This window comes from Aquipseudomonas alcaligenes NBRC 14159 (genome assembly GCF_000467105.1).
GTDB classification, from domain to species: Bacteria; Pseudomonadota; Gammaproteobacteria; order Pseudomonadales; family Pseudomonadaceae; genus Aquipseudomonas; species Aquipseudomonas alcaligenes.
In genome coordinates this window covers 142,000-158,956 of the sequence record NZ_BATI01000007.1, presented here as the reverse complement: position 1 = coordinate 158,956, position 16,957 = coordinate 142,000, and the positions used below count along the sequence as shown (strand labels likewise).

The following is a 16,957-nucleotide window of genomic DNA, read 5'->3' as shown; positions in this document are numbered from 1 at the left end:
GGGCTACAGGCTGGAGTCCCCTTCTCCCCCAGGGAGAAGGTGCCCGAAGGGCGGATGAGGGAGTTGACCACCCTCACCGGTACGCCGGCCGCCCCAGCCCTCTCCCAGAGGGAGAGGGCGTGAGTGCCGGCCTCAGCCGGCGGACGACTCGAGGAAGTCCTGGGCGAAACGCTGCAGCACACCGCCGGCCTTGTACACATGCACTTCGGCAGCGGTGTCCAGGCGGCAGGTCACCGGCACCCGAACCACCTCACCGTTGCGGCGATTGACCACCAGGGTCAGGTCGCAGCGCGGCGAGACTTCGCCTTCGATGTCATAGGTCTCGGTGCCATCCAGTGCCAGGGTCAGACGAGTGGTGCCCGGCTTGAACTCGACCGGCAGCACGCCCATGCCCACCAGGTTGGTGCGGTGGATGCGTTCGAAGCCTTCGGCGACGATCACTTCCACGCCGGCCAGGCGCACGCCCTTGGCGGCCCAGTCACGCGAGCTGCCCTGGCCGTAGTCGGCGCCGGCGACGATGATCAGGTTCTGCTTGCGGTTCATGTAGGTTTCGATGGCTTCCCACATGCGCATCACCTTGCCTTCCGGCTCGACGCGGGCCAGCGAACCCTTCTTCACCACACCGTCGACCACGGCCATTTCGTTGACCAGCTGCGGGTTGGCGAAGGTGGCGCGCTGGGCGGTCAGGTGGTCGCCGCGGTGGGTGGCGTAGGAGTTGAAGTCCTCCTCCGGCAGGCCCATTTTCGCCAGGTACTCACCGGCAGCCGAATCCAGCAGGATGGCGTTGGACGGCGACAGGTGGTCGGTGGTGATGTTGTCCGGCAGGATCGCCAGCGGCAGCATGCCCTTGAGCGTGCGCTCTCCGGCCAGCGCGCCTTCCCAGTACGGCGGACGGCGGATGTAGGTGGACATCGGACGCCAGTCGTACAGCGGACTTTCGGCCTCCTGCACGGTGCCCAGATCGAACATCGGGATGTAGATCTGCTTGAACTGCTCAGGCTTCACGCTGGAGGCGACGATGGCGTCGATTTCCTCATCGCTCGGCCACAGGTCCTTCAGGGTAATCGGGTTGCCGTTCTTGTCGGCACCCAGCACGTCCTGCTCGATATCGAAGCGCACGGTACCGGCGATAGCGTAGGCGACCACCAGCGGCGGCGAAGCGAGGAAAGCTTGCTTGGCGTAGGGGTGGATACGGCCGTCGAAGTTGCGGTTGCCGGAAAGCACGGCGGTGGCGTAGAGGTCGCGGTCGATGATTTCCTGCTGGATCACCGGATCCAGTGCACCGGACATACCGTTACAGGTGGTGCAGGCGTAAGCGACGATGCCAAAGCCGAGCTTTTCCAGTTCGGTCAGCAGGCCGGCTTCTTCCAGATACAGCTTGGCAACTTTAGAACCCGGAGCGAACGAGGTCTTGACCCAGGGCTTGCGCACCAGGCCCAGCTCGTTGGCCTTCTTCGCCAACAGGCCGGCGGCCACCACATTACGAGGGTTGGAGGTGTTGGTGCAGCTGGTGATGGCAGCGATGATCACCGCGCCATCAGGCAGCAGGCCTTCGGCCTCCTCGGCCTTGGCTGCGGCCAGCTTGGCTTCGTCGGCAATGCCGCGCTCGTGCAGCGCCGAGGTCGGCAGACGCTTGTGCGGGTTGCTCGGGCCGGCCATGTTGCGTACCACGGTGGACAGATCGAAGCTCAGTACCCGCTCGTACTCGGCGGTCACCAGGGCATCGGCCCAGAGACCGGTAAGCTTGGCGTAGTTCTCGACCAGCGCCACCTGCTCCGGCTCGCGACCGGTCAGCTTGAGGTAATCGATGGTCTGCTGGTCGATGTAGAACATCGCCGCGGTGGCACCGTACTCCGGGCACATGTTGGAGATGGTGGCGCGGTCGCCGATCGACAGGCTGTCCGCACCCTCGCCGAAGAACTCGACATAGGCGCCGACCACGCGCTCTTTGCGCAGGAACTCGGTCAGAGCCAGGACGATGTCGGTAGCGGTGATACCAGGCTGGCGCTTGCCGGTCAGCTTGACGCCGACGATATCGGGCAGACGCATCATCGACGGCAGACCGAGCATCACGGTTTCCGCTTCCAGGCCGCCCACACCAATGGCTATCACGCCCAGCGCATCGACGTGCGGGGTGTGCGAGTCGGTACCGACGCAGGTATCGGGGAAGGCCACGCCACCGCGCGCCTGGATCACCGGGCTCATCTTCTCCAGATTGATCTGGTGCATGATGCCGTTGCCGGCCGGGATCACATCGACGTTCTTAAACGCGGTCTTGGTCCACTCAATAAAGTGGAAACGGTCCTCGTTGCGGCGCTCCTCGACGGCACGGTTCTTCTCGAACGCATCCGGATCAAAGCCACCGAATTCCACGGCCAGCGAGTGGTCGACGATCAGCTGGGTCGGAACCACCGGGTTGACCTTGGACGGATCGCCGCCCTTCTCGGCAATCGCATCACGCAGGCCGGCGAGGTCGACCAGCGCGGTCTGGCCGAGGATGTCGTGGCAGACCACACGGGCCGGGTACCAGGGGAAGTCGAGGTCGCGCTTGCGCTCGATCAGCTGCTTGAGCGCATCGGTCAGCAGCTCCGGCTCGCAGCGACGTACCAGCTGCTCGGCCAGTACACGCGAGGTGTACGGCAGCTTGGCGTAGGCGCCCGGCGCGATGGCATCGACCGCCTCGCGAGTGTCGAAGTAGTCCAGCGAGGTACCGGCCAGGTGCTTGCGGTACTGGGTGTTCATCGCGCTGCTCATTATTTGCGGTCCTTCAGCGGCACGAACTTGAGGTCCTCAGGACCGGTGTAGTTGGCGCTCGGACGGATGATCTTGCCGTCGATACGCTGCTCGATGACGTGCGAAGACCAGCCCGAAGTGCGGGCGATGACGAACAACGGGGTGAACATGGCGGTGGGCACGCCCATCATGTGGTAGCTGACGGCGCTGAACCAGTCGAGGTTGGGGAACATCTTCTTGATTTCCCACATCACGCTCTCCAGGCGCTCGGCGATGTCGAACATCTTGGTGTTGGACTGCTCGAGCGACAGCTCGCGCGCCACTTCCTTGATCACCTTGTTGCGTGGGTCGCTGACGGTGTAGACCGGGTGACCGAAGCCGATCACCACTTCCTTTTTCTCGACACGGGCGCGGATGTCGGCCTCAGCCTCGTCCGGGTTGTCGTAGCGCTTCTGGATCTCGAAGGCCACTTCGTTGGCGCCGCCGTGTTTCGGACCGCGCAGCGCGCCGATGGCGCCAGCGATGCAGGAGTACATGTCGGAACCAGTACCGGCGATCACCCGCGAGGTGAAGGTGGAGGCATTGAACTCATGCTCGGCATACAGGTTGAGCGAGGTGTGCATGGCGCGCACCCAGGACTCACGCGGCTTCTCGCCATGCAGCAGGTGGAGGAAGTGGCCGCCGATGGAGTCATCGTCGGTTTCCACCTCGATGCGCCTGCCGTTGTGGCTGAAGTGGTACCAGTACAGCAGCGCCGAACCCAGCGAGGCCATCAGCTTGTCGGCGATGTCACGAGCACCCGGGTGGTTGTGGTCGTCCTTCTCCGGCGACACGCAACCGAGCACGGACACGGCGGTGCGCATCACGTCCATCGGATGGGCCGAGGGCGGCAGCTGCTCCAGGGACGCCTTGAGGGCGGCCGGAATGCCGCGCAAGGCCTTGAGTTTGGCCTTGTAGGCGCTCAGTTCGGCGACGTTGGGCAACTTGCCATGCACCAGCAGGTGAGCGATTTCCTCGAACTCGCAGCGGTTGGCGAAGTCGAGCACGTCATAGCCACGGTAGTGCAGGTCGTTGCCGGTACGGCCGACGGTGCACAGGGCGGTGTTGCCGGCGGCGGTGCCGCTCAGGGCAACGGACTTCTTCGGCTTGAAGCCGGGCGTGGTGGTGTCTACGGAAGCGCTCATCGCGGTCTCCTCAGTCTGAATCCGGTGGTACGGCTTGTTGTTGTGGCAGGCCGCGTGCGACCTGCGTTCCGGTCACTTCTTGCCGGCGGCGAACAGGGCGTCGAGCTTCTGCTCGAAGGCGTGGTAGCCGATGCGGTCATACAGCTCGGCACGAGTCTGCATCAGCTCGATGACGTCTTTCTGATGGCCGTTCTGGCGGATCGAGGTGTAGACGGCTTCCGCCGCCTTGTTGGCGGCCCGGAAGGCCGACAACGGATATAGCTGAATGGCCACGCCGACCGAGGCCAGCTCGTCACGGGTGAACAGCGGCGTAGCGCCGAACTCGGTGATGTTGGCTAGGACCGGTACCTTCAGCGCATCGACGAAGCGCTTGTAGGTCGGCAGGTCATAGGCGGCCTCGGCGAAGATGCCGTCGGCGCCCGCCTCCACGTAGCGCTGGCAGCGCTCGATGGCAGCATCCACGCCCTCGGCCTGGATGGCGTCGGTGCGGGCGATCAGGAAGAAGTTGGGGTCGGTCTTAGCATCGGCAGCAGCACGCACGCGGTCGACCATCTCCTCGCAGGAGACGATTTCCTTGCCCGGGCGGTGGCCACAGCGCTTGGCGCCGACCTGGTCCTCGATATGCGCGGCGGCGGCACCGGCCTTGATCAGGTTCTTGATGGTGCGCTCGATGTTGAAGGCGCTGGGGCCGAAGCCGGTGTCGATATCCACCAGCAGCGGCAGGTCGCAGACATCGGTGATGCGGCGCACGTCGGTGAGCACGTCATCCAGGGTGTTGATGCCCAGATCCGGCAGCCCCAAGGAGCCGGCGGCGACACCGCCACCGGACAGGTAGATGGCCTGGAAGCCGGCACGCTTGGCCAGCAGCGCATGGTTGGCGTTGATCGCGCCGATCACCTGCAGCGGCTGCTCGGCAGCGATGGCATCGCGGAAGCGCTGGCCGGGGGTTCTTGCACTCATGACTCACCTCGTGTTTTGGACGGGTTGGCGAGCGCTTCCTGGTAGTGGCGCTCGATATTGCGCTTGGATGCACCGATGTGACGGCGCATCAGCAGTTCGGCCAGTTCGCCGTCACGTTCGGCGATGGCATCGAGAATGCGGTGGTGTTCGGCGAACGCCTGGTGTGGGCGGTTCGGCGTGGCGGAGAACTGCAGGCGATACATGCGCACCAGTTGGTACAGCTCGCCACAGAGCATCTGCGCCAGGGTCTGATTGCCGCTGCCCTGGATGATCCGGTAGTGGAAGTCGAAATCGCCTTCCTGCTGGTAGTAGCCGACGCCCGCCTTGAAGGCAGCATCCTGCTCGTGCAGCTCCAGCACCCGACGCAGCTCGTCGATCTCGGCCTGGCTCATGCGCTCGGCGGCCAGGCGACAGGCCATGCCCTCCAGCGATTCGCGAATCTCGTACAGTTCGATCAGCTCGGCATGGCTGAGTGAAACCACTCGCGCGCCGACATGGGGTACGCGCACCAGCAGCTTCTGCCCTTCGAGGCGGTGGATGGCCTCGCGCAGCGGGCCGCGACTAATGCCGTAGGTGCGCGCCAGCTCCGGCTCGGAGATCTTGCTGCCTGGCGGTATCTCGCCCTGCACGATGGCCGCCTGGATGCGGCGAAACACGTGCTCGGCAAGCGTTTCCGAGTCATGCTGTTCGTTGCTGGTGACGTCGAGAGCGTCGAGCATTATTGTCAACACAATGAGTTTCGATAGCGGCAAAACTAGGCTTCAAACCCGATCATGTCAATCACGAAAAACCAGATTGTCGACAATCCGCCCTAGGGAGAAAAAGTCTCGCAACCGTGCAATCAACCTGCAGAAACGCCTATAAGCCGCTGTCGCAGCAGAAAAACCCCATGTTAGAATGCCGCCCGCAAGCGTCGGCCCGGAGCCGCCGCCACGCCTGCTAGACTTCACCCGCCGGCTGCAGCGCCCCGCCGCCGCCCCGACGACGCGAATATCAAAGGATTTATGCGACTCAAGCCTTTCGCCCTCCTCTTCAGCTTCAGCCTGCTGCCCGGCCTGAGTCTCGCCGCGGAAAAGACCGTCTATGGTCTGAACGAATACGTCAGCCTGTCCGATCTCGACCTCGAAGTCGCCGCCAAACTGGATACCGGTGCCAAAACCGCCTCGCTCAGCGCACGCGATATCGAACGCTTCAAACGTGACGGCGAGACCTGGGTACGCTTCTATCTGGCTATCGACGACGCCCACGCACACCCGATCGAGCGGCCGCTGGCCCGCATCAGCAAGATCAAGCGCCGGGCTGGCGATTTCGACCCTGAAGAGGGCAAGACCTACACCGCCCGCCCGGTGATCGAACTGCAGGTATGCATGGGCAAGGCCCTGCGTACCATCGAAGTGAACCTGACCGACCGCAGCGCATTCCAATTCCCGCTGCTGATTGGCTCCGAGGCACTCAAGCGCCTGGATGCCGTGGTCGATCCCAGTCTTAAATATGCCGCTGGTAAACCTGGCTGCACCCCTGACGCAAACTCTGCCGAGTAACTCACATGCGCTCTCTTACCCTGCATCTGAAAGTCCTTATCACCCTCCTGGTGACAGTGGGCGTTCTGGTCACGGCCTATCAGATCTTCGTTCTTGGCATTCCGGTGACCGAAGACGAAACCGATGACCTGTGGAACATCGACGCCAAGGTCGAGTTCCAGGCCAGTCCGCGTGAACCGGTGAAGGTGCAGATGTTCGTACCGCCGCTGAACCAGGACTATGTCAGCCTCAACGAGAGCTTCATCTCCAACAACTACGGCGTGAGCGTCAACCGCGTCGATGGCAACCGCAAGCTGACCTGGTCGGCTCGTCGCGCCAACGGCAACCAGACTCTCTATTACCGCCTGGTGCTGACCAAGCGTTACAGCGGCGAGCCGGCCAAGGCCAAGGGCCCGATCTTCCGCGACAGCATCGCGGTGGAAGGCGCCGAGAAGATCGCCGCCGAAGCCCTGCTCGCCCCCATCCGCCAGCACTCGGCGGATGTGCAGACCTTCATCAGCGAGACCATCAAGCGCGTCAACAACGTCAACGATGACAACGTCAAGCTGCTGCTCGGTGGCGACGCCTCCACGGCCAACAAGGCGAAGGTAATCGACCTGCTGCTGTCCATTGCTCACGTGCCGATGGAGCGCGTGCACACCATTCGCCTGGTCGCCGACGCTCAGCAGAGCCCGGAACTCTGGCTGCGCAGCTTCAATGGCGAGAACTGGCTGTACTTCAACCCGGAAAGCGGCGAGCAGGGCCTGCCGAGCGACCGCGTGGTGTGGTGGACCGGTGACGAGCCGCTGGTGAGCATCGAAGGCGGCAAGAAGCCGCAAGTCAGCTTCACCCTGAACAACAGCGAGATGAACGCCATCCGCCTGGCCAAGCTGACCGACGAGAACACCGACGTCGATTTCCTCGAGTACTCGCTGTACGGCCTGCCGCTGCAGACCCAGCAGACCTACCAGATCATGATCATGATCCCGATCGGTGTGCTGGTGATCCTGATCCTGCGCAACCTCGGCGGCCTGCAGACCCTCGGCACCTTCACCCCGGTGCTGATCGCCCTGGCCTTCCGCGAGACCCAGCTGGGCTTCGGCATCGTGCTGTTCACCATCATCACCGCCCTCGGCCTGTCACTACGCTCCTACCTGGAGCACCTCAAGCTGCAGATGTTGCCGCGACTTTCGGTGGTGCTGACCTTCGTGGTGGTGCTGATCGCCGTGATCAGCCTGTTCAGCCACAAGCTCGGCCTGGAGCGCGGTCTCTCGGTCGCGCTGTTCCCGATGGTGATCCTGACCATGACCATCGAGCGCCTGTCCATCACCTGGGAAGAGCGTGGCGGCAGCCATGCCTTCAAGGTGGCCGTCGGCACCCTGTTCGCTGCTACCCTGGCGCACCTGCTGATGACCATTCCGGAGCTGACCTACTTCATCTTCACCTTCCCGGCCGTGCTGCTGATCATGGTGGGCTTCATGCTGGCGATGGGTCGCTACCGCGGCTACCTCCTCACCGAACTGTTCCGCTTCAAAGCCTTCCTGAAGGATTGAACCCATGATCGGCCTGTGGAAGACGTGGAAGGCCCTTGAAGCCAAAGGCATCATGGGTATCAACCGACGCAACGCGGACTATGTGCTGAAGTACAACAAGCGGCACCTGTACCCGATCGTCGACGACAAGATCATCACCAAGGAGCGCGCCATCGCCGCCGGCATTCATGTGCCGGAGATGTACGGCATCATCTCCACGGAGAAGGAGATCGAGAAGTTCTCCGAGATCATCGGCGACCGCAACGACTTTGTGATCAAGCCCGCACAAGGCGCCGGCGGTGACGGCATCCTGGTCATCACCGACAAGTTTGAGGGCCGCTACAAGACCGTCTCCGGCAAGATCGTCAGCCAGGAAGACATCGAGCACCAGCTCTCCAGCATCCTCACCGGCCTCTATTTCCTGGGCGGCCACCGCGACCGCGCACTGATCGAGTACCGGGTCACCCCGGACCCGATCTTCAAGAGCATCAGCTACGAAGGCGTGCCGGACATCCGCATCATCGTGCTGATGGGCTACCCGGTCATGGCCATGCTGCGCCTGCCCACCCGCCAGTCCAACGGCAAGGCCAACCTGCACCAGGGCGCGATCGGTGTGGGTGTGGACCTGGCGACCGGCATCACCCTCAAGGGCACCTGGCTGAACAACAAGATCAGCAAGCACCCTGACACCACGAATGCGGTGGACGGCGTGCAACTGCCCAACTGGGATGGCTTCATGAAGCTGGCCGCGGGCTGCTACGAGCTGTGCGGCCTCGGCTACATCGGCGTGGACATGGTGCTGGACGTCGACAAGGGCCCGCTGATTCTCGAACTCAACGCCCGCCCCGGCCTGAACATCCAGATTGCCAACGATTGCGGCCTGACCCATCGCGCCCATGCGGTGGAGGCCCACTTGGCCGAGTTGGCGAAAAATGGCGTCACCGAAAGCGTGGAAGAGCGCGTGCGCTTCTCCCAACAGCTGTTCGGCCACGTCAAACCCAAGGAAGTCTGAGCGCAGGCTCGCTGAAAAGGCCCGGCGATGCCGGGCTTTTTCATTTCCGCCCGCCCTCCTACAATAGCAAGCCCACCCACCCCAACCCTTAGCATGAGCCTCTGCCGCGTCCACTCGCTGCCTTATCGGCCAGATCCCGCCAGCTACTTCGCCCTGGTACGCCATGCGCCAGGCGCCGTGCTGCTGGACGCCGGACGGCCGCAGGCCGAGCGCGGCCGCTATGACCTGCTGAGCGCATGGCCGCTGGCAACCTACGCAGCAGAAGCCCACGAGAGCGGTACCCGCTTCTTCCAGCGCCTGCGTGCCGGCCTTGATCAGCTGGGCCGCGCCGAGGCGCCGGATGGCTGTGAGCTGCCGTTCACCGGCGGCCTGATCGGCTACCTGTCCTATGACTTCGGCCGGCGCCTCGAGCGACTCCCCGAACAGGCTGCTGACGACCTGCAGCTGCCGGACGCACGCTTCGGCCTGTATGCCTGGGCGCTGGTCAGCGATCATCAGCGGCAGACCAGCCAACTGCTGTTCCATCCCGCGTTGGCCGAATCGGAGCGGGAGCGCCTGATTCAACTGTTCGAGGCCGGCCACGCAGCGCCATGCCCGCCCTTCTCCCTGCGCCAGGCTTTCCGGGCCGACCAGAGCCAGGATGACTATCGTCACGCCATCGAGCGCATCCAGGCCTATATCCAGGCGGGCGACTGCTACCAGGTCAACTTCGCCCAGCGCTTCCAGGCGCCCTGCCAGGGCGATGCCTGGAGCGCCTACCAGGCGCTGCGAGCCGCCTGCCCCACACCCTTTGCGGGCTTCCAGGCGCTGGAAGGCAGTGACGCCATTCTCAGCCTGTCACCAGAGCGTTTCCTGCAGGTCAGCCAGGGGCGCGTGGAAACGCGACCGATCAAGGGCACCCGCCCGCGCGGCACCAGCACTGCGGACGACCAGGCCAATGCCGATGAGCTGGTCGGCAGCGCCAAGGATCGTGCCGAGAATCTGATGATCGTCGACCTGCTGCGCAACGACCTGGGCCGCAGCTGCAAGACCGGCTCGGTCCGCGTACCGGAGCTGTTCGCCCTGGAGAGCTACCCCAACGTGCATCACCTGGTCAGCGCGGTGACCGGCGAGCTGGCCGAGGACCACGATGCCCTCGACCTGATCGCCGGCAGCTTCCCCGGCGGTTCGATCACCGGCGCACCGAAGATCCGCGCCATGCAGATTATCGACGAGCTGGAGCCAACGCGCCGCGCCATCTACTGCGGATCCCTGCTCTACCTGGACGTGCGTGGCGAGCTGGACAGCTCCATCGCCATTCGCAGTCTGCTGATCAAGGACGGCACCGTCAGCTGCTGGGGCGGTGGCGGCATCGTGGCGGATTCGGATTGGCAGGCCGAGCACCAGGAGTCCATCACCAAGGTGAAGGTGTTGCTGCAGACCCTCGAAGCGCTCTGATCCCAACGAGCGCCCACAAAAAAGGCCCGCAGATGCGGGCCTTTTTCATGGCGGCGAAGCTTACAGGCTCAGCTCGCGATTGGACGCCTTGAGGAACTCGCGCTTGAGGTCTTCATAGGTGTGCACCGCCGGGAACTGCGGGAACTCGCGGATCACGTTGTCCGGGGCGTGGAACAGGATGCCGGCGTGGGCCTCGGCGAGCATGGTGGTGTCGTTGTAGGAGTCGCCGGCGGCAATCACGCGATAGTACAGGCTCTTGAAGGCAATCACCGACTGACGCTTGGGGTCCTTCTGGCGCAGCTGGTAGCCCACCACGCGATCGGTTTCGTCGGTGATCAGCTTGTGGCACAGCAGGGTCGGGAAGCCCAGCTGGCGCATCAGCGGCTGGGAGAACTCGTAGAAAGTGTCGGAGAGGATCACCACCTGGAAACGCTCACGCAGCCAGTCGACGAACTCGACGGCGCCTTCCAGCGGCTTCAGGGTGGCGATCACTTCCTGAATGTCCTTCAGCTTCAGGCCGTGCTCGTCGAGGATGCGCAGACGCTGCTTCATCAGCACGTCGTAGTCGGGAATGTCGCGGGTAGTCGCCTTGAGCGCTTCGATACCGGTTTTTTCGGCGAAGGCGATCCAGATTTCCGGAACCAGTACACCTTCGAGGTCGAGGCAGGCGATTTCCACGGGAGACTCCTAACGGTCTGAATGAAGAAAGCCGGCACTCTAGCGATTCACCAGGGCGGGCGCAACGCGCCTTTTATATCCGAAAGTAGCAGTAAGACTCCGATTTGGTTATTTAGGCGCATAAAAGCTTTCTTGTTAACATTCCCTCCACAGAGCGCCCGAGCGCCGATCACCAGGAAGCCCGCCCGATGAGCCAAACCTTCAACGTTGCCGAACTGGCAGCGGCCTATGCCAACAAATCCCCTCAGGACATTCTCAAGCTCGCCTTCGAACACTTCGGCGACGAGCTGTGGATCTCCTTCAGCGGCGCCGAGGATGTGGTGCTGCTGGACATGGCCTGGAAACTCAACAAGCAGGTCAAGGTGTTCACCCTCGATACCGGCAGGCTGCACCCGGAGACATACCGCTTCATTGAGCAGGTGCGCGAGCACTACGGCATCGCGATCGAGGTGATGAGCCCGGATGCCCAGAAGCTGCAGGATCTGGTGCGCGAGAAAGGCCTGTTCAGTTTCTACAAGGATGGCCATGGCGAGTGCTGCGGCATTCGCAAGATCGAGCCGCTCAAGCGCAAGCTGGCCACGGTCAAGGCCTGGGCCACCGGGCAGCGCCGCGATCAGAGCCCGGGCACTCGCAGCCAGGTCGCCGTGCTCGAACTGGATGCCGCCTTCTCCTCACCAGAGCAGCCGCTGTACAAGTTCAACCCGCTGGCACAGATGAGCAGCGAGGAAGTCTGGGCCTATATCCGCATGCTGGAACTGCCCTACAACAGCCTGCACGAACGTGGCTTCATCAGCATCGGCTGCGAGCCCTGCACCCGTCCTGTGCTGCCGAACCAGCACGAGCGCGAGGGGCGCTGGTGGTGGGAAGAAGAAACCCAGAAAGAGTGCGGCCTACACGCCGGCAACGTGATTGCCAAGGCCTGAACGAAAAAAGCCCGGCAAGCGCCGGGCTTTTTCTTGTCCTGTTACTCAGTGAACAGGCAGGTCCACGCCTTCGAACAGCTCGTCCAGCTCGGCCTTGGTGTGGCACTGCACGGCCTTGGCCAATACGTCACGGGTCAGGTGCGGGGCGAATTTCTCGATGAAGTCGCACATGAAGCCACGCAGGAAGGTGCCGCGGCGGAAACCGATCTTGGTGATGCTGGCTTCGAACAGTTCGCTGGCATCGAGGATCACCAGGTCGCTGTCGAGCTTGGTATCGACGGCCATGCGCGCCACGATGCCGACGCCCAGCCCCAGACGCACATAGGTCTTGATCACGTCGGCGTCGGCGGCGGTGAACACCACCTTGGGCGATAGCCCGCGGTGATTGAAGGCTTCGTCCAGCTTGGAGCGGCCGGTGAAGCCGAACACGTAGGTGACGATCGGGTGCTCGGCCAGTGCTTCCAGGGTCAGTTTCGGCAACTTGGTCAGCGGGTGCCCCTGCGGCACGATCACGCAGCGATTCCAGCGATAGCAGGGCATCATCACCAGATCGTTGAACAGTTCCATACCCTCGGTGGCAATGGCGAAGTCCACGGTGCCGTCAGCTGCCATCTCGGCGATCTGGGTTGGCGAACCCTGGTGCATGTGCAGCGCCACTTCCGGGTACTGCTTGATGAAGCCACTGATCACCGGCGGCAGCGCATAGCGCGCCTGGGTGTGGGTGGTGGCGATCGACAGAGTGCCCTTCTTCTCGTTGGAGAATTCCTGGGCAATCTGCTTGATGCTTTCGACCTTGCGCAGGATCTCGCCGGCCGTGGTGATGATGCGCTCGCCGGCGGGGGTCACGCGGGTCAGGTGCTTGCCACTGCGGGCAAACACCTCGACGCCCAGCTCGTCTTCCAGAAGGCGGATCTGCTTGCTGATGCCAGGCTGCGAGGTATAGAGGCTCTGCGCAGTGGCAGAGACGTTGAGGTCATGATGCGCCACTTCCCAGATGTAGCGCAGTTGCTGCAGCTTCATAAATGTCCCTCAAAGCAGATAGACGCTGCGCGAATTTGCCAATGCAGCGATATAACCATATTAACGGTTCAGAGATAAAACTAGACGATTTTCTGAGCTGTGCATGCCGTTCGTCTAACCGCTGGCGATAAGCGCCGCTAGCGGTGCTGCAACATGGGCACCAGATAGACCGGCGTTTCCGACAGTTGCAGCAGGCGAGCCGCCGTCCTCCCCAGCGGAATTTCCTGTGCCGCGCCATGGCTGTGACTGCCTACGACCAGCAGATCGGCACCGAGTTTCCGCGCCTCGTCGAGAATCACCTGCGGCGGATCGCCCTGCGCCACTCGCACGCTACGGATCATCTGCATGTCCTGCTGGGCCTCGCCCATCTCGTCGCGAAAGCCCTCCAACACACGCAATTCGATGCTCGCCATCACCCGGGACAGGCCCTTGCTGCGCAATTCCTGCAGGGTCTTCTCGTCCACGTAGGTCTGCAGCACCGACTCGGCGAACAACCCCATGGGCTCGACTGCGTGGACCACGTGCAGCTCGGCGCCGAAGGCCTTGGCCAGCGACAGGGCGTGCTGCAGCACATAAGGCGCATAAAGCCCCAAATCGGTGGCATAGAGAATGGAGCGCAGCATGGTCGCCTCCCTGACTTCCTGCTAGGGCCCAGTGCTGAGCTTAGCAGTGCTCAGCCGGCATCCAGAAAACGCAGGGCCTGGTGCAGCATACGCATCTTCGGCAGTTCGCAGCCCGCCGCGGCAGCCGCAGCCAGTGGCGCGGCATAGATGGCCTGCAGCTCCAGCGGGCGCTTGTGCTGGAAATCGTGGTACATGCTGGGCAGGTAGTCCGGCATGCGGTCAGTCGTGGCCAGCAGTTTCTCCGGGTAGTCTTCTGGCAACACTTGCCCACAGGCTGCGGCTCCCTGCACCACCTCGCGCATCAACTCGAGGATCAGCGCGCGGCTATCGGCATTGGCCATCAGGCGCGTGGTGCCGGCGCCAAGCAGCACCGACAGGCCGTTATACGGCACGTTCCACACCAGCTTTTGCCAGCGCGCCTGTTGCAGATCGGCCATGGCGACGGACTCCAGACCTGCCGAACGAAACAGCTCGGCACCCTCCTCCACGATCGCCAGGCTCTCGCCTGCGCCTGCCGGTCCGGAGTGATAGCCCAGATTCACCGCCCCCAGAGCCTGGTGCTCGATCACACCGGGTGCGGCGCGATGCGTGCAGATGAAACAGAGCCCGCCGAGCAGGTGCAGGTTGTCCGGCAGCAAGGGGCGCAGCTGCTCTTCCACGGCCAGGCCATTCTGCAACAGCACCACCCTGGTCCCCGGCCGCGACAGTCGGGTGATGACGGGCGCCAACTGCGCATTGCTGGTGGTCTTGGCCCCCACCAACAACCAGTCACAGGGTGGCATCTCAGCCGGATCCCCCCAGGCCTGAACCGATTGCAGGTGCAACTGGCCATACACTGCGCTGTTCAGGCGCAGACCATTGGCAACTACCGCCTGGTACTCGCTGCGCAGCAGAAAGTGCACATCATGCCCGGCCTTTGCCAGCATCAGGCCATAGAAACCACCAATAGCACCGGTGCCAATAATGCCAATGCGCAAGCGCTGCATCAGGGAAGCTCCTCAGGTAGTCGACGTCGCGCCTGGCTCAGCGCGTCAGTCAGTTCGGCCAGACGCAGCGGCGCATGCAGAGCGCCAAGGAATTGGCCTTCTTCGATCAGAAATAGGCTGGGCAAGTGAAAAACGCCATAGCGCTGAACCAGGCCGCCATTCTCGGCGGCATCCACCCAGCACAGGCGATCGACGCCAAGTGCCATCTGCGGCAGTTCGCGCCGTGCCCACCGGCAGCTGGCACAACCTGTGCTGGTGAATATCAGCAGGGAGCGCCCCGGCAGCTCCAGCAACCGGCGGTCGGCGTCGAAGTCGGTCAATTCCAGGCTGGGCACTATACTGTCCACGAGTGATGTCAAATGAATGGCATCCGGAGTATTCACCATGCGTCGTTTCCTGCGTCACCCCAGCGACATGCCAGTGGAACTGGTCCAGCGCAAACATGCGTTCCTGCCGCGACAGAGGCTGAACAATATCAGCCTGGGCGGTGTGGCGTGCAATTCCAGCAAGGGATTTCGCAAAGGTACCGCCGTCGAGCTGCGCATCCCGCTGCTCGGCGAGCAGGCTCGCTATCCGGGCGTGGTGGCCTGGTGCCGCAAGCAGCAGGAAGACAGCTACCTGGTGGGCATCGCCTTCATCGACGAAGACACCCTGTTCCGTGCGCGCATGGTCGAGCAGGTCTGCCAGATCGAGCACTACCGCCACCAGCGCGAACAGGAGCTGGGCACCGTACTGGAGGTCGAGACGGTCGCACGCGAATGGATTGCCCTGCACGCGGCCGAGTTTCCCAGCACGCAGATACACTGATACCGGCCGGTTCCGCCCATTGTCTAGGCGGCCTGGAACGCGTTAAGGTTCCCTTCCCCCGCTGCGCCCCATGATTTCGCCTGAAGAGGCGCTCGGCTCCCGTGACCTGACGAGTACCACGATGGCTGATTTACCGATTGACGATCTCAACGTTTCGTCCAACGAAACCCTGATCACCCCGGCGCAGCTCAAGCGCGAAATCCCCCTCACCGAAGCCGCTCAGCGCACCGTGGCCCATGGCCGCCAGGTGGTACGCGACATTCTCGACGGCAAGGACCACCGTCTGTTCGTGGTGGTCGGCCCCTGCTCGATCCACGACATCAAGGCAGCCCACGAGTATGCCGAGCGCCTCAAGGTGCTGGCAGCCGAGGTTTCCGACAGCCTGTTCCTGGTCATGCGCGTGTACTTCGAAAAACCGCGCACCACGGTCGGCTGGAAAGGCCTGATCAACGATCCCTACCTGGATGACTCGTTCAAGATTCAGGATGGCCTGCACATCGGTCGCCAGCTGCTGCGCGACCTGGCCGAGATGGGCCTGCCGACCGCCACCGAGGCACTCGACCCGATCTCCCCGCAATACCTGCAGGACCTGATCAGTTGGTCGGCCATCGGCGCCCGTACCACCGAATCCCAGACCCACCGCGAGATGGCCTCCGGCCTGTCGTCCGCCGTGGGCTTCAAGAACGGCACCGACGGCGGCCTGACCGTAGCGATCAACGCCCTGCAGTCGGTCTCCAGCCCGCACCGCTTCCTCGGCATCAACCAGGAAGGTGGCGTCTCCATCGTCACCACCAAGGGCAACGCCTACGGCCATGTGGTACTGCGCGGCGGCAACGGCAAGCCCAACTATGACTCGGTCAGCGTCGCCATCTGCGAGCAGGAACTGACCAAGGCCAAGATTCGCCCGAACATCATGGTCGACTGCAGCCACGCCAACTCCAACAAGGATCCAGCACTGCAGCCGCTGGTCATGGAAAACGTCGCCAACCAGATCCTCGAAGGCAACAGCTCCATCGTTGGTCTGATGGTGGAAAGCCATCTGGGCTGGGGCAGCCAGGCGATTCCGAAGAACCTCTGCGACCTCAAGTACGGCGTCTCCATCACCGATGCCTGCATCGACTGGGACACTACCGAGAAGACCCTGCGCAGCATGCACGCCAAGCTCAAGGACGTACTGCCCAAGCGCCAGCGCGGCTGAGGACAGGCAGAAACGAAAACGCCGGGCATTGCCCGGCGTTTTTCTTTGCTCACGCTCAGTACCTGGGCTGCTGCCGCTGGCGGCGCTCCAAGTAGCGCTCCACATAGGAGCATGAGGGAATCACCGTGTAGCCCATGGCCTCGGCATACTCCAGCGCCTGCTCGGTCAGCGCCGCGGCGATGCCACGTCCGCGCAGCGGATTCGGTACGAAGGTGCGATAGATGTCGAGCGTCTGCTTGCCCAGATCCATGTAGGCCAGATAGGCGCGGTGACCGTCGATCACGGCCTCGAACTGATGACCCGCCTGGTCATGGTGGATGGACACACCCTCGCTCATTTCATCT

At 63.1% G+C, this 16,957-nt stretch carries 17 protein-coding genes; 7 read left to right on the top strand and 10 right to left on the bottom strand.

All coding sequences use genetic code 11. The features are described from left to right. Positions 1–132: 132 nt before the first annotated feature. The 4 genes from acnD to PA6_RS05280 form a co-directional block, all read right to left on the bottom strand. Positions 133–2,742 carry a Fe/S-dependent 2-methylisocitrate dehydratase AcnD gene (acnD, locus tag PA6_RS05295; protein ID WP_043216315.1) on the bottom strand — a complete coding sequence of 870 codons (2,610 nt, stop codon included), beginning with the start codon at positions 2,740–2,742 and terminating at the stop codon, positions 133–135. Between the two features lie 11 nt (positions 2,743–2,753). After that, on the bottom strand, positions 2,754–3,917 hold the full coding sequence (gene prpC / locus PA6_RS05290; protein WP_021699851.1) for a bifunctional 2-methylcitrate synthase/citrate synthase: 1,164 nt from the start codon (positions 3,915–3,917) through the stop codon (positions 2,754–2,756). 72 nt (positions 3,918–3,989) lie between these two features. Further along, positions 3,990–4,877 (bottom strand): methylisocitrate lyase, encoded by an 888-nt coding sequence (gene prpB, locus PA6_RS05285; RefSeq protein ID WP_021699850.1) that lies wholly within the window; start codon positions 4,875–4,877, stop codon positions 3,990–3,992. After that, entirely contained in the window at positions 4,874–5,596 is a 723-nt protein-coding gene (locus tag PA6_RS05280) for a GntR family transcriptional regulator (protein ID WP_021699849.1), read from the bottom strand. Before PA6_RS05280 ends, prpB begins: the two co-directional genes overlap by 4 nt. Positions 5,597–5,881: 285 nt before the next feature. Here PA6_RS05280 and rloA point away from each other — a divergent pair, with 285 nt between their 5' ends. From rloA to pabB, 4 genes are all read left to right on the top strand, one after another. Beyond that, positions 5,882–6,418: a retropepsin-like aspartic peptidase RloA gene (rloA, locus tag PA6_RS05275; RefSeq protein ID WP_021699848.1), complete on the top strand. Its 537-nt coding sequence runs from the start codon at positions 5,882–5,884 to the stop codon at positions 6,416–6,418. Between the two features lie 5 nt (positions 6,419–6,423). Continuing rightward, on the top strand, positions 6,424–7,950 hold the full coding sequence (gene rloB / locus PA6_RS05270) for an osmotic stress tolerance membrane protein RloB (protein WP_021699847.1): 1,527 nt from the start codon (positions 6,424–6,426) through the stop codon (positions 7,948–7,950). A gap of 4 nt (positions 7,951–7,954) precedes the next feature. Continuing rightward, complete coding sequence (locus PA6_RS05265) at positions 7,955–8,941, top strand: alpha-L-glutamate ligase-like protein (RefSeq protein ID WP_021699846.1); 987 nt, start codon at positions 7,955–7,957, stop codon at positions 8,939–8,941. A gap of 93 nt (positions 8,942–9,034) precedes the next feature. Further along, positions 9,035–10,378 carry an aminodeoxychorismate synthase component I gene (gene pabB / locus PA6_RS05260; protein WP_021699845.1) on the top strand — a complete coding sequence of 448 codons (1,344 nt, stop codon included), beginning with the start codon at positions 9,035–9,037 and terminating at the stop codon, positions 10,376–10,378. Positions 10,379–10,438: 60 nt separating this feature from the next. Here the strand turns inward: pabB and thrH are convergent, their stop codons facing one another. Beyond that, on the bottom strand, positions 10,439–11,056 hold the full coding sequence (thrH, locus tag PA6_RS05255; protein ID WP_021699844.1) for a bifunctional phosphoserine phosphatase/homoserine phosphotransferase ThrH: 618 nt from the start codon (positions 11,054–11,056) through the stop codon (positions 10,439–10,441). 140 nt (positions 11,057–11,196) lie between these two features. On the opposite strand from thrH, the gene PA6_RS05250 reads away from it, so the two are divergent. Beyond that, positions 11,197–11,979 carry a phosphoadenylyl-sulfate reductase gene (locus PA6_RS05250; protein ID WP_255209914.1) on the top strand — a complete coding sequence of 261 codons (783 nt, stop codon included), beginning with the start codon at positions 11,197–11,199 and terminating at the stop codon, positions 11,977–11,979. A 45-nt stretch (positions 11,980–12,024) separates the two neighbouring features. On the opposite strand, the gene cysB is transcribed toward PA6_RS05250, so the two are convergent. From cysB to PA6_RS05230, 4 genes are all read right to left on the bottom strand, one after another. Further along, on the bottom strand, positions 12,025–12,999 hold the full coding sequence (gene cysB, locus PA6_RS05245) for an HTH-type transcriptional regulator CysB (protein WP_021699842.1): 975 nt from the start codon (positions 12,997–12,999) through the stop codon (positions 12,025–12,027). Positions 13,000–13,136: 137 nt separating this feature from the next. After that, a complete protein-coding gene (locus PA6_RS05240) occupies positions 13,137–13,622 on the bottom strand; it encodes a universal stress protein (protein ID WP_021699841.1) in 486 nt (161 codons plus the stop codon). Positions 13,623–13,672: 50 nt separating this feature from the next. Next, a complete protein-coding gene (locus PA6_RS05235) occupies positions 13,673–14,608 on the bottom strand; it encodes a putative 2-dehydropantoate 2-reductase (protein WP_021699840.1) in 936 nt (311 codons plus the stop codon). Next, the gene (locus PA6_RS05230; protein WP_021699839.1) at positions 14,608–14,994 is read right to left on the bottom strand and encodes a thioredoxin family protein; all 387 of its coding nucleotides are present in this window, start codon (positions 14,992–14,994) and stop codon (positions 14,608–14,610) included. The genes PA6_RS05235 and PA6_RS05230 overlap by 1 nt, the downstream gene beginning before the upstream one ends. On the opposite strand from PA6_RS05230, the gene PA6_RS05225 reads away from it, so the two are divergent. Continuing rightward, a complete protein-coding gene (locus tag PA6_RS05225) occupies positions 14,993–15,415 on the top strand; it encodes a PilZ domain-containing protein (RefSeq protein WP_021699838.1) in 423 nt (140 codons plus the stop codon). The two genes, PA6_RS05230 and PA6_RS05225, sit on opposite strands and share 2 nt — an antisense overlap. 121 nt (positions 15,416–15,536) lie before the next feature. After that, entirely contained in the window at positions 15,537–16,613 is a 1,077-nt protein-coding gene (locus tag PA6_RS05220) for a 3-deoxy-7-phosphoheptulonate synthase (protein ID WP_021699837.1), read from the top strand. A gap of 55 nt (positions 16,614–16,668) precedes the next feature. Here the strand turns inward: PA6_RS05220 and PA6_RS05215 are convergent, their stop codons facing one another. After that, positions 16,669–16,950 carry a GNAT family N-acetyltransferase gene (locus PA6_RS05215; protein WP_021699836.1) on the bottom strand — a complete coding sequence of 94 codons (282 nt, stop codon included), beginning with the start codon at positions 16,948–16,950 and terminating at the stop codon, positions 16,669–16,671. Between the last annotated feature and the right edge of the window lie 7 nt (positions 16,951–16,957).